Source organism: Caballeronia cordobensis, from assembly GCF_001544575.2.
GTDB lineage: Bacteria > Pseudomonadota > Gammaproteobacteria > Burkholderiales > Burkholderiaceae > Caballeronia > Caballeronia cordobensis.
The window spans coordinates 12,267-38,464 of sequence record NZ_FCNY02000039.1 but is presented as its reverse complement, the minus strand read 5'-3'; the positions used below and the strand labels follow the sequence as shown (position 1 = coordinate 38,464).

The window sequence follows — 26,198 nt, the reverse complement described above, 5'->3', positions numbered from 1 at the left end:
ATCGGGTATGCGAGCGCATTCGTGTTCGCTGGTTTCCCTCGCATACCCAACGGCAGCGCGCAGCGCTGTGCCGAAGCAATTTTGTGCTGAACCAGCGCGCTTAATGGTATGGCGAGTCAGACCGTGCGCGATCCAAGCCCGGTTGGGCCTGTGAGGGCACTCTTTAGGCGAGGGCCGTTCCCGGAGGAGAAAAATGGCCAACGTGCGTGTGACCGCGGGCGGTGAGAAGCTGCTTTCTTTGGTGACTTTCTTTGCAGCAGCAAAGAAAGTTACCCCCGCCCCGGGGAGGGGCAGTGCTAATAGACCACCAAGAAACCGGGATCCGGCGAATCGAAAAACCAAACCCTAAGCAAGCACCCACCGCGCAGCAAGCACAGCAGTAGGATCCCCCCCCGCCCCACGATAATTCAACCGAGTAGAAAGCTCAAACGCCGCAGCACAAATCGCCTCGACGAGCCGCGACTTTTCCTCATCAACCCCGATATCCGACCGCGGCACGGTCGCCGCCACCGCCGCCACGATCGCCCCCGAATGATCCCTCACGGGTGCGGTAACAACCGAAATCCCGCGCTCGAACGATGCCTCACTCAACCCATAGCCAAGCAAAGCGCACTCCTCCACACGCTCATAAAGCTCCTCGACGGTCGCGGGCGTACGCTCCGTGTACTTCTCCAGTTGCGCTTCGGGATAAAGCACCTTGAGCGCGGAAAGCGACAAATCGCCCATTAGCACATGCCCATGCACCGTCGCGTGCGCAGGCAAACGCGTGCCGACATGCACCTTCACTGAGCTGAAAAGCGGCTCGTGACTCTGCGCCTTCGCAACGAACACGACGTCGCGCTGATCGCGAATCAGCAGATGCGTGGACAGCCCGGTCGCGTCGCGCAGGCGCTCGAGAATCGGCGTGCCGAAATCGGTCAATTCCAGCGAGTTCACGTATTCGAAACCGAGCCGCAACACCGCGACGCCCAGCCTGAAATTGCGGTCGCCGTTCACGCGTTCGAGAAAGCCGAGTGCTTCGAGGGTTTGCAGCAGACGGAAGGTCGTTGTGCGTGGAATGCCGATGCGCCGCGATAGCTCCGGCGCGCCCAGAACCGGCTCGCGCGCCGAGAACTCGGCAAGGATGCGCAGGCCGCGTTCGAGGCCCGGCACGAGATAGCTGGAGCCGCCGCCGGACGATACGTCTTCGTCGGCGGTCTCGAGGTTGTCCGGCTGAGTGTCTTCCTGTTTGCTTCGTCGGGCCATGATCGGCTGGGGTTGTCATCGTGCGATGGGCAAATCATAGCGCGAGACGATTCGCGCAACGCGCGCGCACTGCGCCGAACGCGTTATTCTGACGATCGCGCAGGGTCGCGCATGCGGCGCCGCCAAGGCTTTCGACGGTTTCCTCGGGAGAAATCGCATCATGTTCGATACGACAGATGTGCTGATTGCCGGCGCGGGCCCCGTCGGCCTGATGCTTGCCGCCGAACTGCGCCGCGACGGCGTGAAAGTGCGCATCATCGACGCCCACGACGAACGCACTTTCTTCGTGAAGGCGCTGGGCGTCACGGCGCGCACGCTCGAGATTTTCGAGGATCTCGGCATCGCGCGCGAGGCGATCGACGCAGGTTTATGGCTCACCGCCGCCGAGACGTTCCAGGACGGCGCGCCCGCGTTCAGCGTGCAGATTCCGCGCGAAGGGCTGCCGTACGGCGCGCTCGCGCTCGCGCAGTTCGAGACCGAGCGCATTCTGGAGGCGGCGCTCGCGCGCAACGGAGGACACGTCGAATACGGCGCGACGCTCGTCGATTTCACCGAATCCGCCGATGCCGTCGATGTGCGCATTCAGGACGCGTGCGGCGAGTCGCGCACCATCCGCTGCCGCTGGCTCGTGGGCTGCGACGGCGCGCGCAGCACCGTGCGGCGGCACATGAACATGGCGTACGAGGGCGATCAGTATCCGCAAACCTTCATGCTCGCCGATCTCGATGTCGACTGGAACCTGCCGCGCGGCCGCATGTATCGCTTCAACGCGTCGGGCGCCGGCGATGCCGGTTCGACCACGCTCGCGGCCTTGCCGGTGCGTGGTTCGGCGCGGCGCTATCGCCTCTCGATGGTCTTGCTCGCCGACGACGCCGCGCGCCACACGCTCAACTCCACGCCCGATTTCGACGAAGTCCAGCGCATCATGCTGCCGATTCTGCCGAAGGGCACGCGGCTTTCGTCGATGCGCTGGTCGTCAGTGTATCGCGTGAGTCATCGGATCGCGCAGCATTACGCGCGGGGCCGCGTGTTTCTCGCGGGCGATGCCGCGCACATTCATCCGCCCGTCGGCGGGCAGGGCATGAACACGGGCCTGCAGGATGCGCACAATCTCGCGTGGAAACTCGCGCTCGCGGTGCGCGGCCTCGCGGGCGAATCGCTGCTCGCGAGTTACGAAGCGGAGCGGCGGCCGGTGGGGCTCGATGTCGTCGAACAGACGAGCCGCGCGATGAACACCGTGCTCGCGCATGGCGAGATTCGGCCCGCGATGCGCGAGACGCAATTGCTGATCGGTTATCGCGGCAGTCCGATCGTCGCGGACGAATGCGCGGAGATCGCGTCCGAATTGCCCGCGCCCGGCGATCGCGTACCCGAAGTCGGCGGCCTCGTGCAGGCGTTCATCGGACATGCGCAGCGTTTGCAGGACCATATCGGGCGCGGACGTCATACGCTTTTGGGCTATATCGATGACGCCGCCGATGGCGCGCGCATCGCCGCGTTCGATGCCACCGTCGATGCGTGGCGCGGCGCGCTCGGCACGGCGGCGAACGCACTGCTGATCGTCTCGCCCGACGTGGCGAACGCGCCGTCATTTGAGCCGTCGGGAGAAGCCTATCGCTCGTTGAGCGATCGCGCAGGCGAGTTCGCCGCCGCGTTCGGCGCGAAGCACGGCATGACGTGGGTCGTGCGGCCCGATGGCCATATCGGCTTCAGAAGCGCCTCGTGTTCGCCGGATGCGGTGGTGGGGTGGCTCGAACACGTGCTCCGACCCTAGCGCTTCACAACCACCACATGCGCCTGAATCTTCCCCTCGACCTCGCCTGAACCGAAGCGCGCCGCGATCGCCGCCGCGCACGCCGATGTGGCTTCATCGAGGCTCGCATGCGGGCGCGCTTCGATTTCGTTGCGCAGGGGCGTGCCCTGACAATACGCGATGGCGACCGTCTGCGCCGATGGCGCGCGGCTGACCCGCGTCACGGTATCGAATTGCGGCGTCGCATCGAAGCCCGCGCCAGCGAGATCGCGCGCGATCGCTTCGCAATCGAAATATCCGTGCGGCGTGCGTTTCATGAAAAGCGGCGGATCATCGGGAAAAAGCGCGCCGAGCGCCTCGGTTATCGTGTCGGCGAACGCGTTCTCCTCGATGCGGTCCCACACATTGAAAAGCAGCGTGCCACCCGGCCGCAACACGCGATGCGCTTCGGCATACGCAGCGGTCTTGTCCGGAAAGAACATCGCGCCGAACTGACACACGACCATGTCGAAGCGCGCGTCGCCGAAGGGCAATTGCAGCGCATTCGCCTGCCGCCACATCACGGGCTTGCCGATGGGCGTCATCGACGCGCGATCAAGCATCGCCTGATTCAGGTCCGTCGCGACGATATCGGCATGCGCCGCCAGCTCGCGCGCCAACGCGCGCGTGACCGCGCCCGTGCCCGCGGCCGTCTCCAGCACGTGCGACGGATCGAGCGCCGCCGCGCGTTTTGCGATATCGGTTGCGTAGGTCTCGAAGAGCATCGGCACGAGAAGCTGGTCGTAAAGCTCGGGAATCCGGCCCGCGAACTGCGTGTCGGTGCGAAGCGTGTTCGGGTTCATGCGTCATCTCCAGTCGATTATTCGCCCGAGACTGCAAGTCTTTTCACTTTAGCCTGCTTTATCGCACTGCACGGGATGTCTACAGTGCACAGAACGGTCAACCCCGGCGTTAAATAACCTCTTCAAGGAAATCGATCATGAGCAAACTCGCAGGCAAGGTGGCGGTCGTCACGGGCGCATCGAAAGGCATCGGCGCGGCTATCGCCAAGGCGCTGGCAGCGGAAGGCGCGGCAGTCGTCGTCAATTATGCGAGCAGCAAGGCGGGCGCGGACGCGGTCGTCGCGGACATCAACGCGAAAAACGGACGGGCGATCGCAGTCGGCGGCGATGTGTCGAAAGCCGCGGATGCGCAAGGCATCGTGAACGCCGCGATCGAAACGTACGGACGCCTCGATATTCTCGTCAACAACTCGGGCGTCTACGAGTTCGCGCCGATCGAGGAAATCACCGAAGAGCACTTCCATAAGCAGTTCAATGTCAACGTGCTCGGCACGCTATTGACGACGCAAGCCGCGGCGAAGCATCTCGGCGAGGGCGCGAGCATCATCAACGTGAGTTCGGTCGTCACGCGCATCACGCCGCCGGCGAGCGCGGTGTATAGCGGCACCAAAGGCGCGGTCGATGCCATCACGGGCGCGCTCGCGCGCGAACTCGGTGCGAGAAAGATTCGCGTGAATTCGATCAATCCGGGCATCGTCGTGACCGAAGGGACGCATAGCGCGGGCATCGTCGGTTCCGATTTCGAAACGGCCGCGCTCGCACAGACGCCGCTCGGCCGTCTCGGCCAGCCGGACGATATCGCATCGATCGCGGTGTTTCTCGCTTCCGACGATGCGCGCTGGATGACGGGCGAGAGCCTCATCGCAAGCGGCGGCATGCGCTGATCCGCACGGCCGGCGCCAAGGCGCTGCATCGCGTTTCGTGCATGATGGTCTTGCACAGATTTCGCCGCAGCGCCGCTTTTCGCCGTGTCATCATGGGGCAACTTCGCTGACCCGCCCACGCCTCATGATCGATCGTCACGCTCACCCCGACGCTTCCGTCGTCGATGCAATCATCCGTTCGCGCCGCGCAATCCGCTTCTTCAGGGAAGACGCGGTGGCGCGCCGCGTCATCGAAGACATACTCGATGTTGCGCGCAATGCGCCCAGCAATTCGAACACGCAGCCCTGGCGCGTGTATGCGCTGACGGGCGCGCGCAAGCTCGCGTTGAGCGAAGCATTGCGGCGGGCGCACGATGATGACGCGCATCCGCCCTTGCGCCACATGCCCGACCCTTTGCCCGACGACATGCGCTCGCGCCAGGAAACGTTCGGCATGCGCTATTACGGCGCGCTCGGCGTGCCGAAGTCGGATCTGCGGCTGCGTTCGAACGTCACCGCGAGAAACTACGATTTCTTCGGCGCGCCGGTCGGTCTGATCTTCGCGATCGATTCCACGCTCACGAAATATAGCTGGCTCGATTACGGCATCTTCATCCAGACGGTCATGCTGGCGGCGCGCGCGGTCGGTCTCGCGACGTGCGCGCAGGTATCGTTCGCGCGGTTCCAGAACGTCATCGCGGATCATCTCGACCTTGCGCCGGGCTACGAGGTCGTGTGCGGCATGAGTCTCGGCTTCTCCGATGAAGAAGCGCCCGTCAATCGCATCGATATGGCGCGCGAGCCGGTGCAGAAATTCTCGACGTTTCTCGGCTTCGACTAAGTGTATCGACGCGTCACGCCGGTTCTGTATCTGGCGTGAGTGCGAATCGCGCCGGACAATCCATCGATCGCTTTCGCCGGAGTCCGCCCGATGCCGCACACCCCGCAACTGCTCGCATTCGCCCTCGTCGCGCTCGGCATGGCGCTCACGCCGGGCCCGAACATGGTGTATCTGATTTCGCGCTCGATCTGCCAGGGCCGCTCGGCCGGGCTCGTTTCGCTCGGCGGCGTCGCGCTCGGCTTCGTCTTCTACATGCTGTGCGCCGCGTTCGGCATCACCGCGCTGCTGATCGCGGTGCCGTTCGCCTACGACGCGTTGCGCTTCGGCGGCGCGCTCTATCTGCTGTATCTCGCATGGCAGGCCGTGAAGCCGGGCGGACGCTCGCCGTTTCAGGTGCGCGACCTGCCCGTCGACAGCACGCGCAAACTCTTCGCGATGGGCTTCGTCACCAACCTGCTGAATCCGAAGATCGCGGTGCTGTATCTGTCGCTGCTGCCGCAGTTCATCGATCCGGCGCAGGGCAGCGTGCTCGGCCAGTCGCTCGTCCTGGGCGTCGTGCAGATCGTGTTGAGCATCACCGTCAATTCGATGGTCGCGCTGACAGCTGGTTCGATCGCGGTGTTTCTCGCGCGCAAGCCCGCCTGGCTTCTGATTCAACGCTGGCTGATGGGCACCGTGCTCGCCGCCCTCGCCATGCGAATGGCGACCGAAGCGCGCCGCTGACGCGCTTGATCGCGGCGAGACGAATCGGCCTGCGCAAGGCGTCCTTTTCGTACATCGCCAGCATGCGTTTGCTGGACCACAATGAATCATCAAACGAACGAGCGGTGGTCTCAGTGAATCAATCGAGCGGCAAGCGTCCGAAGCTGGTTCTGTTCCCGACACGCACCGTCACGCCAACGCCTGGAACGAGAGAGGACGACTTCCAGATCTACGCGTCGTACAGGGGCAGCAACGCAAGCGGCTTTTTCGGCACGCTGAAAGTCGTGCGAAAGACCGACGGCCGGCTGCTCTTTCCGTTCGATGGCGCGGCGAGCATCGGTCCGTTTCCGACCAAAGCGGCCGCCGTCGCCGCCGCGCTCGATCGCGGCGACGCGGTGGTCAAGGGCGATCTGGCCTGCCCAGAGCTTTGACCGCTCGACGGGCAGCCATAAAGCACCATTTTCGGACACGGGGCTTTCTGGTTTTCCCCAATCGCCGCCGCATTGGTCTGATGGACAATCGCCACACAGCCTTCGCCGGCCACGGCCGCCGCGAAGCGCGAAGACAGCAGGGACATTAGATAGATATCGAGAGAGATGACATGAACCAGGTTCAGGTCAATTATCGCGGCTTCGTCATCACGCCGATGGCCGCGTTCGACGGCGGCCTTTACGCCGCCATGTCGATCATCTGCGACGCCAGCGGGCTGCAGCGCGCGAGCGGCGTCTTGGGTCACTTCGGCACCGCGGACGAAGCCTGCGCCTTCGCGCTGGCCGCCGCCAAGGACGAAATCGATCGACGTACGTGGCGTTCTTCCGTCGCGGCGTGAGCGGCCTTCGCGGTCTCATGTCCATATGGCATGAGGTACGGATCGGGCGCATTTCGTACTTTGAGCACCGCGCACGCGCTGCCATACTGTAAGGGTAAGGACGCTCCCGCAACGGGACGCGTGCGCATGTCCGGAACGCAAAAGGTCAGTCGATGGCACTTGTCGTATACGTTTTCGAGGAAAGCCGGGGTGTGCCGACTCACGAACACGATCTCTTCCAGATCGACGCGGCGGGCTATTTCGTCGATATGAGCGCGGTCTTCGTCGAGCGATGCAGTTGCACCACGCCGGCGTTGGGTCGCATTGCTTTCCAGCGCGCGCTGCGCCGCCTTCAGCCGGGCGACACGCTCATCACCACCCAGCTTTCGAGCCTCGGAAACAGCATCGCCGACGTCGTTTCGACGATCGACACGCTCGAAAAGCGCGGCGTCGGCGCGGTGTGTCTCGCGTACGGCAAGGAAAATCTCTGCTCGGAGGCCGAGCGCGGCTTCGTGCAGGCGCTGCGGCTCGCGGAAGAGCTGGAACGCGTCACGCGCCGCAGCCGCGCCCGCGAAGCGGCGAGCGCCGCGAAGGAACGCGGCGTCGCGCAGGGCCGCCCGAGTTCGCTGACTTCGGCGCAGCAGCGCCAGGCGATGCTCGCCCTCGATGCCGGCCTCACCGTGACCGAAATCGCGCGCACGCTCAACACGTCGCGGCAGACCATCATGCGTCTGCGCAACGCTCGCGCGCAGCCCGCGGATGCCGCCGCCCAGCCCGGCCTGCACCCGGCGCCCATCGCCGTCAACGACTCGAAGTAGGGTCGCCGCGCGCATCCTTTCAGATCGCTTCATCGCACGCCGCGGCCCTTTTCGCGGGGGCTGGCGAACCGCGCATCGCGCCGTTGATCGAGGTCCGCCATCAAGCGCGTACGTTGCATACACTACAATCGCGAGCGTTGCGAAGACGAACGATGACGCGCGGCGTCGCGACCTCGCAGGCTCACGAACCAACTCGATAAAAATGCGTGACGATCACAAGGAAAGCATGATCCGGAGGACTCGGACCTATGACTAGCAGCCGCTCGAAGGCGCTGCCTTCCGAAAATTTCGAGCCCTTGCCGTTCGCCGTGGTCGGCATGGGCGCGTCGGCGGGCGGCATCGAAGCCTTGCTCAATTTCTTCGAGAACGCGCCGTCCGACATGGACATGGCGTTCGTCGTGATCGTCCATTTGCCGGCGGATCACATGAGCCGCGCGGACGAAGTGCTGCAGCGCGTAACGGACATGCCCGTCAAGCAGGTCTCCAGCACGTCCGCGATCGAGAAGAACCACATCTATATCAATGCGCCGGGCAAGCATCTGGAGATGTCGCAGGGGCAGCTGGAAGCGCTGGACCGTGCGGGCGCAACCGGCTCGACCACGACGATCGATCACTTCTTCGCGACGCTCGCGACCGCGCACGGCCCGCGCTCGATCGGCATCGTGATGTCGGGTTCGGGGTCGGACGGCGCGGCGGGTCTGCTGCGCATCAAGGAGATGGGTGGCATCACGGTCGCGCAGAAGCCCGAAGACGCGCATTTCGCCGAAATGCCGCAACACGCGATCACCACGCGCCAGGTCGATTTCATTCTGCCCGCGGCGGAAATGCCGGAAAAGCTGCTTGACCTCTGGAACAACGCGAAGAACATCCATCTGCCGATTTCCGAAGGCAACGAGGCCGCCGAGAAAGATCTCGCGCCCGCGGCGGGCGGCGCCGAGCGCGCGCTCTCCGACGTGCTCATGCAACTGCGCGTGCGTACCGGCCACGACTTCCGCCACTACAAGCGTGCAACCGTGCTGCGGCGCATCGAGCGGCGCATGCAGGTGAACGGGCTGCGCGACATCGGCGCGTACCGCGACTATCTGCGCGCGAATCCCGACGAAACCACCTCGCTGCTCGCCGACATGCTGATCGGCGTGACGCAGTTTTTCCGCGATCGCGAGGCGTTCGACGCGCTACGGCGCGATGTCGTGCCCACCTTGCTCGATGCAACGAAAGGCGAAGCGCAACTGCGCGTCTGGGTGCCCGGCTGCTCCACCGGCGAGGAAGCCTATTCGCTTGCGATCCTGCTTGCGCAGGCGCGCGAAGCCGCGGGATTCGAGACGACCTATCAGATTTTCGCGACCGATATCGACGAGCCGGCCATCGCTCAAGCGCGCGCCGGTTCCTATCTGGGTTCGATCTCGGCCGACGTGCCCGGCGATCTCCTGCGCCGCTATTTCAAGCAGGAAGGCGGCCGCTATCAGATCGTCAAATCGGTGCGCGAGCGTATTCTGTTTGCCGCGCACAGTCTGCTGCGCGATCCGCCGTTTTCGCATCTCGACCTGATCTCGTGCCGCAACGTGCTGATCTATCTCGATCGCGCCGTGCAGCGGCAAGTGCTCGAACTCTTCCATTTCGCATTGCGCGCGGGCGGCTATCTCTTTCTCGGCACGGCCGAATCCGCCGATACGGCCGACGATCTTTTCACCATCGTCGATAAGAAAAGCCGCCTCTACCGGGCGCGCACGGTGTTGAACCGCGTGAAGCCGCCGGTCGCGTTTCCGTCGCTCGGGCCCGCGACCCTGGCGCAGCGCGAGGATGTTGTTTCGGCGGCGGTGCAAGCGAGTATCGCGAGCGGGCCGGAGACACCGGAGCGGCGCAATTTCTCGTTCGCGGCGCTGCATCAGCGCGTGCTCGAGGAATATGCGCCGCCGAGCGTGGTCGTGAACCGCGATTCGGAGATCGTTCATCTTTCCTCGACGGCGGGCCGTTTCCTGCGCCACGGCGGCGGCGAACCGTCCTCGAACATCATGGCGCTCGTGCTGCCGGAGCTCAGGCTCGATCTGCGCACGACGCTCTTTCGCGCGCATCAGACGGGCGGCAGCGTCGAGGCGCGGCGCGTCAAGCTCAATCAGGACGGCCGCACCGTGTGGGTCAACATGACGGTGCGCCCCTTCCACGACGCGGGCGTGAGCGCGGATTTTTTCCTGGTTCTGTTCGACGAAGTGCAAGAGCATATGGCCGATGAAGGACTGCCCGAAGGCAAGGGGCAGGACCCCCTTCTGGTGCAACTCGAACGCGAATTGCAGCATACCCGCGAGCAACTCGCGACGACCATCGAGCAGCACGAGACGACGGTCGAGGAGTTGAAGGCGTCCAACGAAGAATTGCAGGCGATCAACGAAGAACTGCGCTCCGCCACCGAAGAGCTCGAAAGCAGCAAGGAAGAACTGCAATCGGTCAACGAGGAGCTGACCACGGTCAACGCCGAACTGCAGGCGCGCGTCGAAGATACCGCCAAGGCGAACGACGACCTGCAGAACATCATCGCATCGACGGAAATCGCCACCGTGTTCGTCGACAAGCAAATTCGCGTCAAGCGCTTCACCACGAGCGCGACGCGCGTGTTCAAGCTGATCGATGTCGATATCGGCCGCTCGCTGTTCGACATCACGCATTCGCTGCTGTATTCCTCGCTCGCGGACGACGTGAAGCAGGCGTTCGAGACGCTCAAGCTGATCGACCGCGAAGTCGAAAGCTCCGACGGCCGGTGGTATCTCATGCGCCTCTTGCCGTATCGCACGGCCGACGACCGCATCGACGGCGCGGTGCTCACGCTCATCGACATCACGGCGCGGCACAAGGCCGAGGAATCGGCGCGCATCGGCGAGCAGCGTCTGCGGCTCGTCGCGCAATCGACCAACGACTACGCGATCATCGTGCAGGACCCAGCCGGCGTGATCGTCACATGGAACGCGGGCGCGGAGCGCATCTTCGGTTTCTCCGAGAAGGAAGTGGTCGGCAAGAACATCGCGCTGATCTATCCGCCGGAAGACCGCGCCGCGAAGGTGCCCGCGCTGGAGCGCGAGATCGCCGCGCGCGAGGGTCGCGCCGACGACGAACGCTGGCACGTCACGCGCGACGAGCGCCGCGTGTATTGCAGCGGCGTGGTTACGCCGATCTCGGACCCGTCGTTTACGGGCTTCGCGAAGATCGCGCGCGATCTGACCGAACGCAAGCTGCGCGAGGACGCGAACCGCGAGGCGCTCGCGCATGAGCACGCCGAGCGCGAGAAGGAAACGCTGTCGAACCAGCTCAAGGACGATTTCATCGCGATGCTGTCGCACGAGCTCAAGCATCCGCTGAATCTGATCGGCATGAAGGCGGAGATCCTGCCCCGCCTGCCGGAAACGCGTGGCATCGGCGCGGTGCGCGAAACCGCCGATTCGATCCGCCGCGCGGTGCGTGGGCAGGCGCAGATCATCGACGACCTGCTCGATCTTTCGCGCGTGCGCACCGGCAAGCTCGCGCTCAGCATCGTTCCGGTGGATGTCGCCGCGGTGCTCGCGCGCATCGTCGACGTGAGCGAGACCGAAGCGGCGCAACGCGAAATCCGCCTGCGCGCGAGCAATCTCGGCGAACCCATCTACGCGTTCGCCGATGCCGTGCGCTGCGAGCAGATTCTCTGGAATCTCGTGTCGAACGCGCTCAAGTTCACGGATCGCGGCGGCTCGGTCGATCTGAAGATCGCGCGCGACGGCGGCATGGTGCGCATCGATATCGCCGATACGGGGCAGGGCATCGAAGCATCCGCGCTGCCGCATATCTTCGACATGTACCGGCAAAGCGCGCGCAATCGCACTTCGGGAGGACTCGGCATCGGGCTTGCGCTCGCGAAGCAGCTCGTGGAGATGCACGGCGGGCGTATCGAAGCGCGCTCGGAGGGCCTCGGGCGCGGCGCGACGCTGTCGGTCTGGCTGCCCGCGGCGGCCACGCGCGAAACCATGCCCGCGGCGCGTGCAGGACGCACGCGGCCCGTCGCGGGCGCGCGCATTCTGCTCGTCGACAACGACTCCGAGGCGACCGCTTCCTTCGCCGCGCTGCTCGGGCTGGAACAGGCGGCGGTGCAGATCGCATCGAGCGGGGAACAGGCGCTCGACCTGCTTTCGAAGAATCCCGTCGATGCGTTGATCTCGGACATTCAGTTGCCCGGCATCGACGGATACGAGCTCATCGGGCGCGTGCGCGCCACGCCTTTGCTCGCGGGCATGAAGGCGATCGCGGTGACGGCATTCGGCAGGGACGAAGACAAGCGCGCGGCCCGGCATGCCGGCTTCGACGCGCATCTGAACAAACCGGTGGATTTCCCGGAACTGCTACATACGCTCGATTTGCTGCTCGGTCCGGACCGGCACGAAGAAGAACGCGCGTAACGGCGCCGCGCGGCCCGCGAATTGCTTGCCCTTACATGGTAAGGAGGGCGTATGGCGGAACGGGACATCGTGGTGATCGGCGCGTCGCGGGGCGGCTTTCAGGGACTGAAGATGCTCGTGAGCCAGCTTCCGGCCGATTTGCCCGCGGCGGTTTTCATCGTGTTGCATATCGGCCGGCACGCGAGCGTGCTGCCCGATTTGCTGAGCGCCTGGGGGCCGTTGACCGCGCGCTATGCCACGCATGGCGAAACGGTCCAGCGCGGCACGATTCGCGTCGCGCCGCCCGACCGGCATCTCGTGCTGTCGAAGGGGCGCGTCTGGCTCAACGACGGCGCGAAAGAAAACTTCGCGCGGCCCGCTGCCGATCCGCTTTTTCGCAGCGCCGCGCTCGAATACGGCCCGCGCGTGATCGGCGTGGTGATGAGCGGCGATCTCGACGACGGCGCGGCCGGACTCGCGAACATCCGCGCGCAACAGGGCTTCGCCATCGTGCAGGACCCCGCCGATTGCGAATCGCCCGGCATGCCGCGCGCCGCGCTCGAATCGTGCGGCGCGGACGCCTTGTGCCCGGAGCACGACCTCTCGCGGTGCATTCTGGACGCCGTCAAAGGCGTGCAGGCGGGCGGGGTATCGAAGGAAGCAACCATGAGCAAGGACGTGTTGGCACAGGAAGCTCGCATTGCCGCGAGCGGCATATCCGATCCCGCCGCGCTCGACGAAGTCGGCGAGCGTTCGGCGCTGACCTGTCCCGATTGCGGCGGCGCGCTGTGGCGCATCAAGGACGATCGTCCGATGCGTTATCGCTGCCATACCGGGCACGCGTTCACCGGTCTTTCGCTGGAAGATGGCATCGAGTCGCGCGCGGAGGAGGCGGTCTGGTCCGCCATTCGCGCCGTGCACGAACGTGTCATCTTTGCAATGGAACGGCAACGCTGGGCGGAGCGCTCGGGCAATCAGGAACAGATCGAGATCGAACAGGCGCGCATCGAGGAAGCGGAACGGGTCGCGGACCTGCTGCGCGAGGCAATGCAGGTCACGACGCCGTCGCCGGAATGAGCGCGGCTCGTCGTGCGGCCGGAGCCTAGATGATGGGCTTGCCGCCCGTCACCGCGACAGTCGCGCCCGAAATATAACTCGCCTCGTCCGATGCTAGCATCACATAGACGGCGGCGAGTTCGGCGGGCTGACCGGGGCGTTTCATCGGCGTTTGCATGCCAAAGTTTTCGACGCTCGACGGCGGCATCGTCGAGGGAATCAGCGGCGTCCAGATCGGTCCCGGCGCGACGCAGTTCACGCGTATGCCGCGTTCCGCAAGCAGTTGCGCGAGGCCGCCCGTGAAGTTCTGGATCGCGCCCTTCGTGCTCGCATAGGCGATGAGTCCGGGGTTCGGCGCATCGGCGTTGACCGAGGTCGTGTTGATGATCGCACCGCCCGCGTTCATGTGCGCGAGCGCGGCCTTCGTGATGCGGAACATCGCGCCGATATTGGTCGAATAGGTCTTGTCCCATTCGTCGTCGCTGATGTCTTCGAGCTTGTCGTAAGTCGCCTGATACGCCGCGTTGTTCACGAGCACGTCGATGCGGCCGAACGCTTCCGCGGTCTTCGCGACGAGATCCCTGCAATGCGCGCGGTCGGTGATATCGCCGGGCAGGAGCAGCGCGCGGCGTCCGGCCTTCTCCACCCAGCGGGCGGTGTCTTGCGCGTCCTCGTGCTCGTTCAGATACGAGATGGCGACATCCGCACCTTCGCGCGCATACGCGATCGCCACCGCGCGGCCGATGCCGCTGTCCGCGCCGGTGATGAGCGCGATCTTGCCTTCGAGCCGGTTGCTGCCTTTGTAGCTCGATTCGCCGTGATCGGGCGGCGGGTCCATCGGCGCGGTCAGTCCGGGACGACTGTCCTGCTGCTGAGACGGCATCGGCGGGCGGGGATAGGCCTGAGTGTCGGTCATGATGATGAGCCTCCTTGAGTTCATCATCGCTACAGCATCGGGCGTTCCAGTTCCTTTCGAATGGGCGAAATGTTAAGGATGACTACGTGTGTGTGTCTTCCGCGAGCTGCAGGGACACTTCCAGAACCTCCCCGCTGTGTTCGACCAACTCGCGCGCCCAGGAGACGATCGCCGATTCCGCCGCCGCCATCGTCGGCATGAGGATGTGGCTGGGCAGCGTCACCTTCGTCACGCTCGCGTGCCGCCGGTAGTCGCTGCGGCGCGAAAAGCGTGCGGAGCCCGTCCAGCCTTCGCCGGGCAGCGGCTCGGGAAGGATTTCGATGAAATAGTTGCCCACCGCATACATGGACATCACCGCGGAGTGTGTGTGCTTCTTTCGTGAGCATGGAACGATCCACGGCCGCGGTAGGGTTTCATGCTCGGCGCGCCAGTACGCTTCGCCTCGCACAATCGATCGCTTTGTGCGTAGCAGGCATGCGAAAGCGTATCCATTGATTGATGTTTCAAAGCGCAGCAATCGGCGCGCCCAACGAACCGCTTACGACGCCTTGCACGCGTTTTCCTCAGTCCAATGTACGGATGTGAATCGCTTGCATAACTGCACATCGAAGTTATGATGTACTAACGTATTCGCGGCCACGCCATAGCGTCGTCGCGAGCATGTCTTTCTATCTGTCCGCTCCTTTTTTGGCGCTTCATCCGAACGTTGCGCCGTCTTTCCTTTGTATCGAGCGTCGAGCCTGGGCCATCGCGTGATCGCGCATCGGCTAATCAGGGCGTCGCCTTTATCTTTCGTCTAGACGCGGCGCGTTTCTGTTTCGGCAATGAACCGGACGCCCGTTATCGAATTCAATGTTCCGATCGTGTCATGACTGAAAACATTTTCAGTTTCTTATTCAATTGCTTTGCGTGGTTTCGCCGTTTGCCTTCGGCGCGATGCACAGTGATGCTGCCCGCGCTTGCAGCAGCGCTGACGGTCGCGGCGTGCGGCGGCGGCAGCAGCGATGGCGGCTCGCAATCGGCTTCGTCGAATCCTTCGGGCGCGGGCAGCACCACCAAGCCGGATAGCGGTGCATCGGCGCCCCTGGCTGCATCGAGCCCGGCACCGGCGAGCGGATCGACAGGTACGGGCGTCGGCACGAGCAGCGCAGCGGTGATCGCCCCTTCGGGCAGCATCTTTTATGGCATGAACGGTCATGTGAATCTGGCCGGCCCCTACACGTCCACGAGCCTCGATCAGCAACTCGCGCAACTCAAAGACTTGAACGTCACGCTTTACCGCAACGACATACGCGATCTGGATGGCGCGAAGAAGCTCGCCGCCGTCGCGCAGTCGTTCGCTCAATTCGGCGTGACCGTTTATCCGGTGATCCTTCAAACACTGAATTTCCCCGACGAAAACGCGGCCTATCAGGCCAGCTTCACGTTCGCGCAGCAGGTCGTCGGCGTGCAGCGCTATGCGTGGTACGAAATCACCAACGAACTCGCGGGCACCTGTCTCAACGGCTGGGTCGACGGCGTGCGCAGCACCGATTACAGGAACGACTGCTTTCAGATCGCGCGCGGCGTGATTCGCGGCTTGATCGCGGGCGTGAAGTCGGTCGATCCCGACGGCAAGATCATCATCGGCGGCAATACGTGGATGCATTACGGCTTCGACGTGATGCTCGCGAGCGGCACGCAGCCGGACGGCACGAGCGGGCATCCGCTCGTCACATGGGATATCACCGCGTGGCACTGGTATTCGGAGCAGGGCGATATTCGCCATGCATGCGGCGGAACGGGCTGCTACAACGTGATCGGCACGCTGCAATCGTTCGGCAAGCCGGTATGGATCAACGAAGTGGGCATGCGTCCGAGCTTTCCCGGCACAGCCGACGCAGCGGCTGCCTTCATGTCGAACAACATGATGGGCGCGCTGCTCGCGATCGCGCCGCAATACAACATCCAGTCGCTGCAGGTCTATCAGCTCTATGACGATCCGCCCACAGGCGAAGGGCCCTACGGCATCATGCTGAACGACGGCCTGACGAAAAAGCCGGTCTACACGGCGGTGAAAAACTTCATCACGGCGAATCCGCGCTGATTCCGTCAGCCGATGAAACCGGGCACGCCCGCGGCCGCGTCGGTTTGTGTCCACGACAGCGTCTCATGTGTCCTTTCGCCCCGGCAACACCGCGCCGAGCACCTGCTTCGCCGTATCGACGATCACATGCCGCTGGTCCGGATCGCCCTTCATGAGCGTGGTCGCGAACGCTTTGGCCTGCTGCATCGTGATGTGCGGCGGCAGCGGCGGCACGTTCGGATCGGCTTTCACTTCGATCACGACGGGACGATCCGCCGCGAAGGCTTCGTCCCAGACGGCGGCCATGCGTTCGGCGTCATCGACATACAAGCCCTTCAGGCCGATCATCTCCGCGAACTTGTGATACGGCACCGATGGAATGTCCTGCGACGCCTCGAACTTCGGATCGCCTTCCATCACGCGCTGCTCCCACGTGACCTGATTCAGGTCTTCGTTGTTCAGCACCATGCAGATCCAGCGCGGATCGGACCATTGCTTCCAGTACTTCGCGACGGTGATGAGCTCGGCCATGTTGTTCATCTGCATCGCGCCATCGCCGACGAGCGCGATCACGGGCCGCGCGGGATGCGCGAACTTCGCGGCGATCGCATAGGGCACCGCCGCGCCCATCGACGCGAGGCCGCCCGAGAGCGAGCACAGCATGCCGCGCTTGACCTTGAGATCGCGCGCGAACCAGTTTGCGACCGAGCCGGAATCGCTCGTGACGATGGCGTTCGCGGGCACGCGCGGCGATAACTCCCACACCGTGCGCTGCGGATTCACGCCGGTCTGCGCGGGCGCGATCGCGCGTTGCTCCAGCGTCTTCCACCAGTCCGCGGTCCAGCCTTCGATGTCCGCGCGCCAGGCGCGATCGCTCTTGTGTTGCAACATCGGCAAGAGCGCGCGCAAAGTATCGGCGCTGTCGCCGACGAGATTCACTTCCATCGGATAACGGATGGACAGCATGTCCGCCTTGATGTCGATCTGCACGCCGCGCGCCGCGCCTTCCTTCGGCAGGAATTCGGCATACGGAAAGCCCGAGCCGATCATCAGGAGCGTGTCGCATCCGGTCATCAGCTTGTAGCTCGGCTCGGTGCCGAGCAGGCCGATCGAGCCGGTGACGAAGGGCAGATCGTCGGGCAGGGCCGCCTTGCCGAGCAGCGCCTTCGCAACGCCCGCGCCCAGCTTCTCCGCCACGGCGATGACTTCGTCGGTTGCGTGCAGCGCGCCCGCGCCGACGAGCATTGCCACCTTCTTGCCGGCGTTGAGGACATCGGCGGCGCGTTGCAGGTCGTCGGCATAGGGCACCGTCATGGGCGCGCGATAGCCCACGCCGGAATGCAGCGTGCCGTGCTTGCGGCCCGGCGGCTCGTAATCGAGATCCTGCAGATCGTTGGGCAGCACGAGCGCGGTGACTCTGCGTTCCGAGAGCGCGATGCGCACCGCGCGATCCACGAGATGACGGATCTGCGCCGGGACGCTCGCCTGTTGCACGAACGCGCCGGCGACATCCTTGAACATCGCGGGAAGATCCACTTCCTGCTGATAGTGCCCACCCAGCGCCGCGCGCGCCTGCTGGCCGGTAATGGCGAGCACGGGCATGTGATCGAGGCGCGCATCGTAAAGGCCGGTGACGAGATGCGACGCGCCCGGCCCCGACGTCGCAATGCACACGCCCAGTTCGCCCGTGAACTTCGCGTGCGCGCACGCCATGAACGCGGCCATCTCTTCGTGGCGCGCCTGAATGAATTCGATCTTGCCCTTCGCGCGACTGAGCGCGCCAAACACGCCGTTGATGCCGTCGCCCGGATAACCGTAAATGCGGCGCACGCCCCATGCATGCAGACGGTCGACCAGAAAATCGCCGACGGTGATGGCCATGATGAATGTCTCCGGAGTTCGATTTGACGGAAGCGGCGTCGCGCCTTGCAGAAGCGGTGCGCAAAGCACATGCCGCCGCGAAACGCGCGGTCGAAGCGAGGCGGGATCGACAATTGCTGGACGCATTCCACGGGCGACAGCTTCACGACATGAACGCGAGACCACGACGATGGCGCACATGCCTCTCACGCTCGAATGGACGGATATCTGCATTCGAATCTCGATGGCCGTGCTGGCCGGCATGCTGATCGGGTACAACCGCGGCGAAGCGGGCAAGATGGCCGGCATGCGCACGACGCTGCTCGTGTGCCTCGCCGCGTGCCTCGCGATGCTGCAGGCGAACGTGCTGCTCGGTCAGGCGGGAAAGACGGCCGGCTCGTTCATCCAGCTGGATCTGATGCGCCTGCCGCTCGGGATACTCTCGGGTGTGGGCTTCATCGGTGCGGGCGCGATCCTGCGCAAGGACGGCCTTGTAAAAGGGCTGACGACGGCCGCGACGCTGTGGTTCGTGACGGTGGTGGGCTTATGCTTCGGCGGCGGCCAACTCGTGCTCGGCATGGCGGGCCTTCTGCTGGGCATCGTCGTGCTGGGCTTGATGAAGACCGTCGAAAACCGTATAGCGCGCGAGATTCACGCCGAGCTGCGCGTGGTCTACGAGCGTGGCGGATTCTCGCGGGAAGCGCTCGCCGACTCGATGCGCGCGTCGGGATGCCGGCTCAACAGCGTGGCCGGATCGGCGACAGAAGCCGGGCGGATGGAAGAGCGCTTCGAAGTGCGCTGGCACAGTCCGCCTCACGCGCAACATGTGCCACCGTTCGCGGAATCGGCGATGGCGGCGGGCGCGCTCGAATCGGAGTGGAACATCGTGCGCTGAAGCGCCGCGTTATTCAGGATGTGCGTCAAACATGTTCGAAAGGCTCGCGCAAAGAACGGTTGGCTCGGCGGGCGCTTTGGCGTATAAGTCAGGAATCGCCAGCGATGGAATGACCTCAGGAGTGCAGATGCTGATACGGTGCGTGGCCTGCAACAAACTGATTTATTCGGATGATGCACTCGAGGACGACACATGCCCCGCATGCGGATCGACGGAGACGGTGCACATCGCAATGGGTTTCATCTTCGATCAGGCGGCGGGCGTGCCGGAGCAGCCGGTCAGGCCCCCGGAACGGCGCGACGCCGCCGAATCGATTCACAGGAAACGTTAGGTCCTTCGTGACGGCTGATTGAAGCACATGCTTCTTAGCGCCGGTTCCTGTTCTTGAATATGCGCTTGGTTCCCCTCTCGTAAAGCGCATTCTTGCCCGCCCTGACCGGCGGGCTTTTTCTTTGTGTGTCGTCGAACGGCGGACCCGGCATGGGCGGCCGTTCGAACGTGCGCGCTATTGCGACATCACCACTTGCGCGATGACGCCCGACGCCACCGCGACCAGCAGATAGTCCGCGCCGACGCCGACCCATTGATACCCGCGCGGAGGCTGGTGCAGGTGATGGCCGCGCCAGTCGTCCACGACGTACTGGTGGTCTCTGTAATCGGCCGACAAGCGATCGCCCTTGCGCCAGTCCGGATGACGCGGCTCCTCACGTCCATGCGGGCCATGATCGGGCTCGCCGGGACCGGGACCGCGATAGCCCTCGTGATGCGTGTCCGGGCCGCCCGGCGACGGTTGCGCGAAGACCGCGCCCGTCGTCAGTCCGATGCTTGCGCACACGAGCGCAGCGATGATTCGGCTTTTCTTCATGTCGTTTCCTTTTCCAAGAGTGCAAGGCGATGCTTTGCGATGCCCGGACTTTACGCAACGAACGCAGAAAAGGGGGTGAGCAGATGTAAGCAACGCTTTCCGATGATTACTTGCAGATCGGTAAGGATGGGACGGGCGTGCGGAACGTGACTTACTCCGCGTATGTCGATGCTACGCACTTCGAAGCGAACAGGTCATAACGGCCGGCGCATTCACTCCGACACGTCTCCGGCGGGCAGCGCGTCCGCCTTGGCATTCGCGTGGGTCTTCGCGGCCTGCATCGCCGCTTCGGCGTTTTCCAGCGGGCGATCGCGCATTTCGGTGAAGCCGTCGGCGTCGATCGTATAGGCCCAGGTGCATTGTCCGGCCGGATCGTGATCAATCGTGATCTCGACGTGGTGCCCGTTGCGAACGTAAGTCTCGGTAGACATGATGAAATCTCTCGGTGATAAAGCGCGTTCGCGCCGGTTCAGGACATGCCCGCCCCGCCCAGCCGCTTGAGCGCGAGGATCGCGGCGGCGGGCACGTGCACGGTGCCGAAGCCGAGCACGAACACGAGCCATGCGGGAATCGGCAGATCGAGCGTGGCGGCGCCCATCGCGCCGAACGCGAGCGCCACCACGATCAGGACGAGATGCGCCGTGCGGCGTTTGCCCATGCCGCGCGTGAAGCTCGGAATCTCGTAGTGCGTGTAGCAGACGACCACGCCCATCAGCGCGGCCGCGACGACGGCCTGCCACGGAATCACGGCTTGTTCGATCCGGGCGGCACGGGATTTTTGTCCTGCGACGAAGGCAACGCGTTTTCCGATGCCTCGCGCGCGCGTTTCGTGCGTTCGTCGAGCTCGGCCTGTTTCGTGTCTTGCGTGGACGGCGGCGCGGAGTCGTCGCGGCCTGTGGGCTCGTCCATGTCGTCGGCGGTGGCGTGCGGCACCGGTTTGTCATGCTGCATGACGGCCTCCGGAATGCGTGTGCGGCGCGCGGAACGCACGCCGTCATGCCGGACGGAGCAAGCGCCGGTCCCGCCGGCGCCTCAATCGAGGCCTTCGTGCTCGAACGCGAGCTTGACGGCGGGCCGCTCGCGCATGCGCGCGTAGAACGCCTGCAGTTCGGCGGGCGCATCGATGCCCATTTTCCGGGCCCACGTCAGCATGGTGAAGAGATAGGCATCCGCGACGCTCACGTCGTTGCCGAACAGATAGTCGCCGCCCAGCATCGTCGCGACGAGCGCGAAGCGCTGGCCGATTTTCTCGCGCGCCGCCGTGGCTTCGGCGTCGGCGGAGGGCCGGAACACGCGGCCGAACTGCTTGTGAATTTCGGTCGAAATGAACGCGAGCATCTCGATCAGACGAAGCCTGCCTTCGTCGCCGGACGGCGCAAGCGATGGCGTTCGTTGCGCGACCCACCACAGAATCGCGATGTTTTCGGTGAGCCGCTTGCCGTCGTCGAATTCGAGAACCGGCACGTAACCTTTCGGGTTGATCTCGCCGAACGGCGTGCCGTCTTCCGTCAGCTTGGCCTTCAGATCGACTTTCACGCGATCGAAGTTCATGGCGGCTTCGTGCATCGCGATGTGATCGGCGAGACTGCACGCGCCGGGCGCGTAATAGAGTTTCATGATGCGAGGCTCCTTGGCGTGGTGGCAACTGCAAGAATGCGTCTCAACGCGCAAACCCTATGCCCACCAACGGTCAGGCGCGGCTAAAGTTTCGCTTTACGCGTGCCGTTGAAATGACCGTGCCGTTTTCGCCGCCTCGAAAGGCGAAAGGTAAGATACGGCCGTCCCATGACCGCCGCGGTCCCGGCTGCCGCACGTGGCCGGCTTTTTGCCATGTTCCAGACACCCGACACAGAAACACTCCGTCTTTGCAGCGTGCTCGCGAGCACGGCGTTCGGTCTCGTCTTCGCGCTGGTGCGCTTCGGACGCAGCATCGAGCCGCACTTCGCGCACTGGTCGGCGAGCTCGTTCCTGTACGCGGCGGTGCTCGTCGGCTTCGAATATTCGCGGGGCAATCTCGTGGTCGTCGGGCTGCTGCTCGGCGCGCTCGCGGCCACCAACATGCTGATCGTGTCGGGTGTGCGATCGTTCGACGGCAAGCCGCCTTTTCGCGCCTGGATGCTCGCGCCGGTCGCCGGCTGCGCTGCGGCGCATGTTTTACCGACGTGGCTCGGCGGCCATAGTCCGGCGATGACCACGCTCACGCACGCCGCCGACACCATCAGCGTCGCGGTTTCCGCCGCGATCACCGGTGTCACGCTCTGGTTGGGCGGGCGGCGCGAGAAGAGCCGCGCACGCAGCATTGCGGGACTCGCGATGCTCGGCTATCTGCCGGGTTACGCGGTCACGCTCGCGGCGTACCTGTTCACGGTGCCGCGCATCAACTATCTCGCGCTCATCCCCACGCTTTCCGATCAATTGCTGCTCGGCGTGCTCAATCTGGGGCTGCTCGCGATTCCCGCCGAGCGCGCGCAACGGCGGCTGCGCGACGCCGCGCTGCGCGATCCGCTGACGGGCGTGTGGAACCGCGCCGGATTCGGCGATTACGCGGGACGGCTCGCCGCACCGGGCGCGGCCGTGCTCGCCATCGACCTCGATCATTTCAAGGCGATCAACGACCGGCACGGCCATCTCGCGGGCGACAACGTGCTGATCGAACTCGCGCGGCTCGCGGGCGCGGCAGTCGCGTCGCTGGGCGGCGAGTTCGGGCGGCTTGGCGGCGACGAATTCGTCGCGATCGTGCCGGCCTCGCGCGCGCCGGATGCCCAGGCCTGCGCGAACCAGATTCACGACGCGTGCCGCACCGTCACCGAAGGCATGCCGGAATGGACGACGAGCATCGGCGTATCGCAGATCGGCGCGAACGAAACCGGCTTTCACGAGGCGCTGCAACGCGCAGACGTCGCGCTTTATCGCGCAAAGCTCGCGGGGCGCAACACGCTTACGGCGTAAGCGCACTCTCGCGACGCAGCGTGTGCGCCGCCGCGACCATGTTGCGCAGCGCGGGAATCACTTCGTCCCACTGGCGCGTCTTGAGCCCGCAGTCCGGATTGACCCAGAGCCTTTCGCCGGGAATGCGCGCGGCCGCCTTTTTCATCAGATCGACGATATGTTCCTCGCTTGGGATATTGGGCGAGTGGATGTCGTACACGCCCGGCCCGATCTGATTCGGGTACCGGAAGCCGTCGAATGCATCGAGCAGTTCCATGTCCGAGCGCGATGTTTCGATGGTGATGACATCGGCGTCCAGCTCCGCAATCGACGCGATGATGTCGTTGAACTCCGAATAGCACATGTGCGTGTGAATCTGCGTTTCGTCGCGCACGCCGTTCGCCGTGATGCGAAACGCCTGCACCGCCCAGCGCAGATAGTCGTTCCATTGCGAGCGGCGCAGCGGCAGGCCTTCGCGCAGCGCCGCTTCGTCGATCTGAATGACGCGCACGCCGGCCTTTTCCAGGTCGAGCACTTCCTCGCGGATCGCGAGCGCGAGTTGCTGGCACGACACGGCGCGCGGCTGATCGTCGCGCACGAACGACCAGTTCAGGATCGTGACCGGGCCGGTCAGCATGCCCTTCATCGGCTTGTTCGTTTGCGATTGCGCGTAGCGAATCCAGTCGACGGTCATCGCCTTCGGACGGCTGATATCGCCGAACAGGATCGGTGGCTTCACGCAGCGCGAGCCATACGACTGCACCCAGCCGAACTGGCTGAACGCGTAGCCGTCGAGTTGCTCGCCGAAGTATTCGACCATGTCGTTGCGTTCGGCTTCGCCATGCACGAGCACGTCGAGGCCGAGCGCTTCCTGCTCTTTCACGGCGCGCGTGATTTCGCGCTGCATCGCGGCCGTGTAGCTGTCGGCGTCGAGCTCGCCCTTTTTGAACTGGCTGCGCGCGTGACGAATCTCGCTGGTCTGCGGAAACGAGCCGATGGTGGTCGTCGGATACGCGGGCAATGCGAGGATCGCGGCCTGCTTCGCGGCGCGCTCGGCATAGGCGCTCACGCGTTGGCCGAATGCGGCGTCGATCTTCGCGACCGCGGCTTTCACGGCCGGGTTGTGCACGCGCGGCGACGTGCGCCGGCTTTCGATCGCGGCGGCATTGTGCGCGAGCGCGTCGGCCACGGATGCGCGGCCTTCGTTCAATGCGCGCGCGAGCACGTCGAGTTCGTCGAGCTTTTGCAGCGCGAAGGCGAGCCAGGAGCGGATATCGGCGTCGAGCTTCGTCTCGCTCGCCAGATCGACGGGCGTATGCAGCAGCGAGCATGATGGCGCGATCCACAGCCGCTTGCCGAGCGACGCGTGCAAGGGTTCGAGCCAGTCGAGCGTGGCGTTCAGATCGGTCTTCCAGATGTTGCGGCCATTGATTGCGCCGACGGACAGCACGGTCGTATCCGGCAGCGAGGACGCCGCCGCGGCTACTTCGTCGCGCGCGTTGATCGCATCGAGATGCAGTCCGTCCACCGGCAGCCCGCAGGCGAGTTCGAGATTGTCCTGCAACGGGCCGAAGTAAGTCGCGAGCATGAGACGCACGCGGCGCGCCGAGAGCGCATCGTAAGCGGTCACGAAGGCGTCGCGCCACGGCGCATCGAGTTCGGTGACGAGCGCGGGTTCATCGATCTGCACCCACTCGATGCCGAGCGCGGCGAAATGATCGAGCAGCGCCGCATACACGGGCAGGAGGCGGGGCAAGAGCGCGAGCTTGTCCGAATCGTCTTTCGCCTTGCCGAGCCACAGATACGTGACCGGCCCGATGATGACGGGCTTCGCAGTCACGCCGAGCGCGCGCGCTTCGCCGAGCTGCTCGACGAGACGCGAGGTATCGAGGCTGAATTGCGTATCCGCATCGAATTCGGGGACGATGTAGTGGTAGTTGGTATCGAACCACTTCGTCATCTCGCCCGCGGCCACGCCGCCGCAGCACGCGGCGTGTTCTTCGGCGCCGGACGCGGAACGGCCGCGCGCGACGCGAAACGCATTGTCGAGCGCATCGCCGTGAAAGCCGCGCACGCGCGCGGGCAGGTTGCCGAGCGTGAAGCTCATGTCGAGCACCTGATCGTAGAACGCGAAATCGCCGACCGGCACGTAATCCAGGCGTGCCTGATCCTGCCAGTGCCGTTCGCGCAGGCGCGCGCCGGTGGCTTTCAGTTCATCGCGCGAAGACTGGCTTTTCCAGTAGCTTTCGAGCGCGAACTTCAGTTCGCGTTGCGCGCCGATGCGCGGAAAACCCAGGTTGTGTGTCGTGACCATCGTGCGTCGTCTCTTTCGAAGTTGAAGATATGACCGCGATGATAGAATTTTCGATGCATGAATAAAAATGGTTTGATTTCATGCATCGATCAATTTTGTTCATGGAGCTTTCACGATGCTGGAACGTGCGCATCTGCTGGTGGTGCGAGAGGTCGAGCGGCAAGGTTCGCTGACCGCCGCCGCCGATGTACTGAATCTCACGCAGTCCGCGTTGAGCCATACCGTGAAGAAGCTCGAACAGCAGTTGGGCACGCCGGTCTGGACGCGCGAAGGGCGCAGCATGCGGCTCACGCAGGCGGGCGAGTATCTGCTCGGGCTTGCGAACCGCATGCTGCCGCAGTTCGAACTGGCCGAAGCGCGCATGAAGCAGTACGCGCAGGGCGAGCGCGGCACGTTGCGCATCGGCATGGAGTGTCACCCGTGCTATCAGTGGTTGCTCAGGATCGTGTCGCCGTATCTCGCGCGCTGGCCCGATGTCGATGTCGACGTGAAGCAGCGCTTCCAGTTCGGCGGCATCGGCGCACTGTTCGGCCATGATATCGACGTGCTCGTGACGCCCGATCCGCTCAAGAAGCCGGGCCTGCGCTTCACGCCGGTGTTCGACTACGAACAGGTGCTCGTGGTGCCGGAAGCCCACGCGCTCGGCAATGCGGCACACGTCACGCCGGAGCAGGTCGCGCAGGAAGTGCTCATCACGTATCCGGTCGAGACCGATCGGCTCGATATCTACACGAAGTTCCTCACGCCCGCGAACGTCGTGCCGCGCCGCCACAAGGTGATCGAAACGACCGACATCATGATGCAGATGGTGGCGAGCGGGCGCGGCGTCGCGGCGCTGCCGCGCTGGCTTGCCGAGGAATACGCGGACCGCATGCCGCTCGCGGTGCTCAAGCTCGGCAGGAAGGGCATTGCGAAGCAGATCTTTCTCGGCACGCGCGACGCGGATGCATCGATCGATTATCTCGCCGCGTTCATCGCGCTCGCGAAGCAGGCGGACGGCGCGAAGGCGCGCATCGTCCGCTAGCCGCTAGCC

At 64.4% G+C, this 26,198-nt stretch carries 25 protein-coding genes; 14 read left to right on the top strand and 11 right to left on the bottom strand.

Features of this window, described 5'->3' with window-relative positions; genetic code table 11:
- Positions 1 to 345 precede the first annotated feature (345 nt).
- On the bottom strand, positions 346 to 1,245 hold the full coding sequence (locus tag AWB70_RS37040) for an IclR family transcriptional regulator (protein WP_053570808.1): 900 nt from the start codon (positions 1,243 to 1,245) through the stop codon (positions 346 to 348).
- A 160-nt stretch (positions 1,246 to 1,405) separates the two neighbouring features.
- Here AWB70_RS37040 and AWB70_RS37035 point away from each other — a divergent pair, with 160 nt between their 5' ends.
- The gene (locus tag AWB70_RS37035) at positions 1,406 to 3,019 is read left to right on the top strand and encodes an FAD-dependent monooxygenase (protein WP_053570807.1); all 1,614 of its coding nucleotides are present in this window, start codon (positions 1,406 to 1,408) and stop codon (positions 3,017 to 3,019) included.
- Here the strand turns inward: AWB70_RS37035 and AWB70_RS37030 are convergent.
- The gene (locus AWB70_RS37030) at positions 3,016 to 3,840 is read right to left on the bottom strand and encodes a class I SAM-dependent methyltransferase (RefSeq protein ID WP_045456169.1); all 825 of its coding nucleotides are present in this window, start codon (positions 3,838 to 3,840) and stop codon (positions 3,016 to 3,018) included. The two genes, AWB70_RS37035 and AWB70_RS37030, sit on opposite strands and share 4 nt — an antisense overlap.
- A gap of 137 nt (positions 3,841 to 3,977) precedes the next feature.
- On the opposite strand from AWB70_RS37030, the gene AWB70_RS37025 reads away from it, so the two are divergent.
- The 8 genes from AWB70_RS37025 to AWB70_RS36990 all read left to right on the top strand — a co-directional run bounded on the left by AWB70_RS37025 (position 3,978) and on the right by AWB70_RS36990 (position 13,343).
- Positions 3,978 to 4,724: a glucose 1-dehydrogenase gene (locus AWB70_RS37025; protein WP_014193797.1), complete on the top strand. Its 747-nt coding sequence runs from the start codon at positions 3,978 to 3,980 to the stop codon at positions 4,722 to 4,724.
- Between the two features lie 124 nt (positions 4,725 to 4,848).
- Positions 4,849 to 5,544, top strand: a complete 696-nt coding sequence (locus AWB70_RS37020) for a nitroreductase (RefSeq protein WP_053570806.1) — start codon at positions 4,849 to 4,851, stop codon at positions 5,542 to 5,544.
- A gap of 90 nt (positions 5,545 to 5,634) precedes the next feature.
- Positions 5,635 to 6,267, top strand: a complete 633-nt coding sequence (locus AWB70_RS37015; RefSeq protein ID WP_053570805.1) for a LysE family translocator — start codon at positions 5,635 to 5,637, stop codon at positions 6,265 to 6,267.
- A gap of 113 nt (positions 6,268 to 6,380) precedes the next feature.
- Positions 6,381 to 6,677 carry a DUF6723 family protein gene (locus AWB70_RS37010; protein ID WP_014193794.1) on the top strand — a complete coding sequence of 99 codons (297 nt, stop codon included), beginning with the start codon at positions 6,381 to 6,383 and terminating at the stop codon, positions 6,675 to 6,677.
- Between the two features lie 170 nt (positions 6,678 to 6,847).
- Positions 6,848 to 7,075, top strand: coding sequence for a hypothetical protein (locus AWB70_RS37005; protein WP_045456177.1), 228 nt, complete (start codon positions 6,848 to 6,850; stop codon positions 7,073 to 7,075).
- Positions 7,076 to 7,266: 191 nt separating this feature from the next.
- Entirely contained in the window at positions 7,267 to 7,872 is a 606-nt protein-coding gene (locus tag AWB70_RS37000; RefSeq protein WP_235024430.1) for a recombinase family protein, read from the top strand.
- A gap of 248 nt (positions 7,873 to 8,120) precedes the next feature.
- The gene (locus tag AWB70_RS36995; RefSeq protein ID WP_053570803.1) at positions 8,121 to 12,287 is read left to right on the top strand and encodes a CheR family methyltransferase; all 4,167 of its coding nucleotides are present in this window, start codon (positions 8,121 to 8,123) and stop codon (positions 12,285 to 12,287) included.
- Positions 12,288 to 12,338: 51 nt separating this feature from the next.
- Positions 12,339 to 13,343, top strand: coding sequence for a chemotaxis protein CheB (locus AWB70_RS36990; RefSeq protein ID WP_014193791.1), 1,005 nt, complete (start codon positions 12,339 to 12,341; stop codon positions 13,341 to 13,343).
- Between the two features lie 25 nt (positions 13,344 to 13,368).
- Here the strand turns inward: AWB70_RS36990 and AWB70_RS36985 are convergent, their stop codons facing one another.
- On the bottom strand, positions 13,369 to 14,238 hold the full coding sequence (locus AWB70_RS36985) for a glucose 1-dehydrogenase (protein ID WP_060854256.1): 870 nt from the start codon (positions 14,236 to 14,238) through the stop codon (positions 13,369 to 13,371).
- Between the two features lie 82 nt (positions 14,239 to 14,320).
- Positions 14,321 to 14,584, bottom strand: a complete 264-nt coding sequence (locus AWB70_RS36980; RefSeq protein ID WP_053571047.1) for a hypothetical protein — start codon at positions 14,582 to 14,584, stop codon at positions 14,321 to 14,323.
- A gap of 522 nt (positions 14,585 to 15,106) precedes the next feature.
- Between AWB70_RS36980 and AWB70_RS36970 the strand changes: the two genes are divergently transcribed.
- A complete protein-coding gene (locus AWB70_RS36970; RefSeq protein ID WP_235024429.1) occupies positions 15,107 to 16,324 on the top strand; it encodes a hypothetical protein in 1,218 nt (405 codons plus the stop codon).
- Between the two features lie 63 nt (positions 16,325 to 16,387).
- On the opposite strand, the gene AWB70_RS36965 is transcribed toward AWB70_RS36970, so the two are convergent.
- Entirely contained in the window at positions 16,388 to 18,184 is a 1,797-nt protein-coding gene (locus AWB70_RS36965; RefSeq protein WP_053570801.1) for a thiamine pyrophosphate-requiring protein, read from the bottom strand.
- Positions 18,185 to 18,353: 169 nt separating this feature from the next.
- Between AWB70_RS36965 and AWB70_RS36960 the strand changes: the two genes are divergently transcribed.
- Positions 18,354 to 19,058: an MgtC/SapB family protein gene (locus AWB70_RS36960; protein ID WP_053570800.1), complete on the top strand. Its 705-nt coding sequence runs from the start codon at positions 18,354 to 18,356 to the stop codon at positions 19,056 to 19,058.
- A 31-nt stretch (positions 19,059 to 19,089) separates the two neighbouring features.
- Positions 19,090 to 19,389 (top strand): hypothetical protein, encoded by a 300-nt coding sequence (locus AWB70_RS36955; RefSeq protein WP_143281748.1) that lies wholly within the window; start codon positions 19,090 to 19,092, stop codon positions 19,387 to 19,389.
- Between the two features lie 174 nt (positions 19,390 to 19,563).
- Here the strand turns inward: AWB70_RS36955 and AWB70_RS36950 are convergent, their stop codons facing one another.
- From AWB70_RS36950 to AWB70_RS36930, 5 genes are all read right to left on the bottom strand, one after another.
- Complete coding sequence (locus AWB70_RS36950) at positions 19,564 to 19,923, bottom strand: RcnB family protein (RefSeq protein WP_053570799.1); 360 nt, start codon at positions 19,921 to 19,923, stop codon at positions 19,564 to 19,566.
- A 212-nt stretch (positions 19,924 to 20,135) separates the two neighbouring features.
- Complete coding sequence (locus AWB70_RS36945) at positions 20,136 to 20,354, bottom strand: hypothetical protein (protein WP_041732694.1); 219 nt, start codon at positions 20,352 to 20,354, stop codon at positions 20,136 to 20,138.
- A 38-nt stretch (positions 20,355 to 20,392) separates the two neighbouring features.
- Positions 20,393 to 20,671 (bottom strand): hypothetical protein, encoded by a 279-nt coding sequence (locus AWB70_RS36940; RefSeq protein ID WP_053570798.1) that lies wholly within the window; start codon positions 20,669 to 20,671, stop codon positions 20,393 to 20,395.
- The gene (locus tag AWB70_RS36935; RefSeq protein WP_053570797.1) at positions 20,668 to 20,874 is read right to left on the bottom strand and encodes a hypothetical protein; all 207 of its coding nucleotides are present in this window, start codon (positions 20,872 to 20,874) and stop codon (positions 20,668 to 20,670) included. The genes AWB70_RS36940 and AWB70_RS36935 overlap by 4 nt, the downstream gene beginning before the upstream one ends.
- An 81-nt stretch (positions 20,875 to 20,955) precedes the next feature.
- Positions 20,956 to 21,540, bottom strand: coding sequence for a glutathione binding-like protein (locus AWB70_RS36930; RefSeq protein ID WP_053570796.1), 585 nt, complete (start codon positions 21,538 to 21,540; stop codon positions 20,956 to 20,958).
- Positions 21,541 to 21,753: 213 nt separating this feature from the next.
- Here AWB70_RS36930 and AWB70_RS36925 point away from each other — a divergent pair, with 213 nt between their 5' ends.
- Positions 21,754 to 22,872 carry a GGDEF domain-containing protein gene (locus tag AWB70_RS36925; RefSeq protein ID WP_063786739.1) on the top strand — a complete coding sequence of 373 codons (1,119 nt, stop codon included), beginning with the start codon at positions 21,754 to 21,756 and terminating at the stop codon, positions 22,870 to 22,872.
- Here AWB70_RS36925 and metE read toward each other — a convergent pair.
- Positions 22,862 to 25,165 carry a 5-methyltetrahydropteroyltriglutamate--homocysteine S-methyltransferase gene (gene metE, locus AWB70_RS36920; RefSeq protein WP_053570794.1) on the bottom strand — a complete coding sequence of 768 codons (2,304 nt, stop codon included), beginning with the start codon at positions 25,163 to 25,165 and terminating at the stop codon, positions 22,862 to 22,864. The genes AWB70_RS36925 and metE overlap by 11 nt on opposite strands.
- Before the next feature lie 115 nt (positions 25,166 to 25,280).
- Between metE and AWB70_RS36915 the strand changes: the two genes are divergently transcribed.
- Positions 25,281 to 26,189: a LysR family transcriptional regulator gene (locus tag AWB70_RS36915; protein WP_053570793.1), complete on the top strand. Its 909-nt coding sequence runs from the start codon at positions 25,281 to 25,283 to the stop codon at positions 26,187 to 26,189.
- Positions 26,190 to 26,198 lie beyond the last annotated feature (9 nt).

Coding starts and splice junctions, on each gene's coding strand:
- AWB70_RS36945 (WP_041732694.1), bottom strand. CDS start 20,354: ATGTCTACCGAGACTTACGTTCGCAACGGGCACCACGTCGAGATCACG.
- AWB70_RS37040 (WP_053570808.1), bottom strand. CDS start 1,245: ATGGCCCGACGAAGCAAACAGGAAGACACTCAGCCGGACAACCTCGAG.
- AWB70_RS37015 (WP_053570805.1), top strand. CDS start 5,635: ATGCCGCACACCCCGCAACTGCTCGCATTCGCCCTCGTCGCGCTCGGC.
- AWB70_RS37025 (WP_014193797.1), top strand. CDS start 3,978: ATGAGCAAACTCGCAGGCAAGGTGGCGGTCGTCACGGGCGCATCGAAA.
- AWB70_RS36970 (WP_235024429.1), top strand. CDS start 15,107: ATGACTGAAAACATTTTCAGTTTCTTATTCAATTGCTTTGCGTGGTTT.
- metE (WP_053570794.1), bottom strand. CDS start 25,165: ATGGTCACGACACACAACCTGGGTTTTCCGCGCATCGGCGCGCAACGC.
- AWB70_RS36935 (WP_053570797.1), bottom strand. CDS start 20,874: ATGCAGCATGACAAACCGGTGCCGCACGCCACCGCCGACGACATGGAC.
- AWB70_RS36965 (WP_053570801.1), bottom strand. CDS start 18,184: ATGGCCATCACCGTCGGCGATTTTCTGGTCGACCGTCTGCATGCATGG.
- AWB70_RS37035 (WP_053570807.1), top strand. CDS start 1,406: ATGTTCGATACGACAGATGTGCTGATTGCCGGCGCGGGCCCCGTCGGC.
- AWB70_RS36990 (WP_014193791.1), top strand. CDS start 12,339: ATGGCGGAACGGGACATCGTGGTGATCGGCGCGTCGCGGGGCGGCTTT.
- AWB70_RS37030 (WP_045456169.1), bottom strand. CDS start 3,840: ATGAACCCGAACACGCTTCGCACCGACACGCAGTTCGCGGGCCGGATT.
- AWB70_RS36960 (WP_053570800.1), top strand. CDS start 18,354: ATGGCGCACATGCCTCTCACGCTCGAATGGACGGATATCTGCATTCGA.
- AWB70_RS36980 (WP_053571047.1), bottom strand. CDS start 14,584: ATGTATGCGGTGGGCAACTATTTCATCGAAATCCTTCCCGAGCCGCTG.
- AWB70_RS36925 (WP_063786739.1), top strand. CDS start 21,754: ATGTTCCAGACACCCGACACAGAAACACTCCGTCTTTGCAGCGTGCTC.
- AWB70_RS36985 (WP_060854256.1), bottom strand. CDS start 14,238: ATGACCGACACTCAGGCCTATCCCCGCCCGCCGATGCCGTCTCAGCAG.
- AWB70_RS37020 (WP_053570806.1), top strand. CDS start 4,849: ATGATCGATCGTCACGCTCACCCCGACGCTTCCGTCGTCGATGCAATC.
- AWB70_RS36930 (WP_053570796.1), bottom strand. CDS start 21,540: ATGAAACTCTATTACGCGCCCGGCGCGTGCAGTCTCGCCGATCACATC.
- AWB70_RS36995 (WP_053570803.1), top strand. CDS start 8,121: ATGACTAGCAGCCGCTCGAAGGCGCTGCCTTCCGAAAATTTCGAGCCC.
- AWB70_RS36915 (WP_053570793.1), top strand. CDS start 25,281: ATGCTGGAACGTGCGCATCTGCTGGTGGTGCGAGAGGTCGAGCGGCAA.
- AWB70_RS36950 (WP_053570799.1), bottom strand. CDS start 19,923: ATGAAGAAAAGCCGAATCATCGCTGCGCTCGTGTGCGCAAGCATCGGA.
- AWB70_RS36955 (WP_143281748.1), top strand. CDS start 19,090: ATGTTCGAAAGGCTCGCGCAAAGAACGGTTGGCTCGGCGGGCGCTTTG.
- AWB70_RS37005 (WP_045456177.1), top strand. CDS start 6,848: ATGAACCAGGTTCAGGTCAATTATCGCGGCTTCGTCATCACGCCGATG.